Source organism: Adlercreutzia shanghongiae (assembly GCF_035830635.1).
In the GTDB taxonomy this organism is placed as follows: domain Bacteria; phylum Actinomycetota; class Coriobacteriia; order Coriobacteriales; family Eggerthellaceae; genus Adlercreutzia; species Adlercreutzia shanghongiae.
On record NZ_JAYMFI010000031.1, the window covers coordinates 1 to 1576 of the forward strand.

Consider the following 1576-nt stretch of genomic DNA (forward strand, 5'->3'; position numbering starts at 1 on the left):
TTCGCGAGCATCCTCTTTCGGTCTTTTCCGGCCCAGTCTAGCCAGCCAGCGCTGGGCCGCAAAAGAGGCGCGGGATCCTCGGCAACGGGGACCCGCGCGATATAAATGTCTCTTTCAAGGGAAAGGAAACAAAACATGCCTATCAATCTCAGCGGTCGCCCGTTCCTCCGTCTGCTTGACTTCTCTACCGAGGAAATCGACTACCTGCTCAAGCTCTCCAAGAACTTCAAGGACCTCAAGCGCACGGGCACCCCGCACCGCTACCTCGAGGGCAAGAACATCGTGCTGCTGTTCCAGAAGACCTCCACGCGCACCCGCTGCGCCTTCGAGGTCGGCGCCATGGACCTCGGCATGGGCGTGACCTACCTCGATCCCGGCAGCTCCCAGATGGGCAAGAAGGAGTCCATCGAGGACACCGCCCGCGTGCTCGGCCGCTTCTACGACGGCATCGAGTTCCGCGGCTTCGCCCAGACCGACGTTGAGGATCTGGCTGCCAACGCCGGCGTGCCGGTGTGGAACGGACTCACCACCGAGTGGCATCCCACCCAGATGCTCGCCGACATCCTCACCGTGCAGGAGAACTTCAACTACGACATCAAGGGCAAGACCCTCGTGTTCATGGGCGACGCCGCCAACAACGTGGCCCGCTCTCTCATGGTCGTGTGCTCCAAGCTCGGCATGAACTTCGTGGCCTGCGGCCCGAAGGAGAACATGCCCGACGCCGAGCTCGTCGAGACCTGCACCGCCATCGCCAAGGAGAACGGCTGCACCGTGAAGTGCACCGACGACGTGGCCGAGGCCTGCACCGGCGCTCATGTCATCTACACCGACGTGTGGGTGTCCATGGGCGAGCCCGACGAGGTTTGGGCCGAGCGCATCAAGCACCTCGAGAAGTTCCGCGTGACCAAGGAGGTCATGGCCATGGCTGACCCCGAGGCCATCTTCCTGCACTGCCTGCCGGCCTTCCACGACACCAATACCACCATTGGTGCCGACATCGCCGAGCGCTTCGGTGTCACCGAGATGGAGGTTGAGGACGTGGTGTTCGAGTCGAAGCAGTCCAAGGTCTTCGACGAGGCCGAGAACCGCATGCACACCATCAAGGCCGTCATGTACGCCACCCTCTGCGGCTAATTCTCAGTACCTCAGCGTAGTCACTATCGGGGCGGGTTTTGCCCGCCCCACTCATTTAGTAGGAAGGCAAGCGTTCGACTTCGCCCCTACGATTTGACAACGGAATGAGTCTGTGCGAAAGGCGCATTGCCTGCGAAATCTAGAATCTCATCCGTTGCATGTTTTGTTCCGTTTGGAACCGCAGTCTCGTCTCTCTTGCATGCAACCTAGAAGCGAGATTGGCTGGTTCACCGAAAGATTGAGGTGAAATCTATGGCTTACGAAAAGGGCAACGGCAAGACCGTCGTCATCGCCCTGGGCGGCAACGCCCTCGGCAACACCCCCGCCGAGCAGCTCGAGCTGGTGCAGAACACCGCCAAGCACATCGTCGACATGATCGAGGAGGGCACCAACGTCGTCGTCTCCCACGGCAACGGCCCCCAGGTCGGCATGATCAACAACG

The 1576-nt window shown here is 60.8% G+C and carries 2 protein-coding genes; both read left to right on the top strand.

Features of this window, described 5'->3' with window-relative positions; translation table 11 throughout:
• The first annotated feature begins 135 nt into the window (after nucleotides 1–135).
• Nucleotides 136–1134 carry an ornithine carbamoyltransferase gene (gene argF, locus VJ923_RS11260; protein ID WP_326441527.1) on the top strand — a complete coding sequence of 333 codons (999 nt, stop codon included), beginning with the start codon at nucleotides 136–138 and terminating at the stop codon, nucleotides 1132–1134.
• A gap of 252 nt (nucleotides 1135–1386) precedes the next feature.
• The coding region (locus tag VJ923_RS11265) for an amino acid kinase family protein (RefSeq protein ID WP_456049076.1) at nucleotides 1387–1576 on the top strand (190 nt) is incomplete at its 3' end.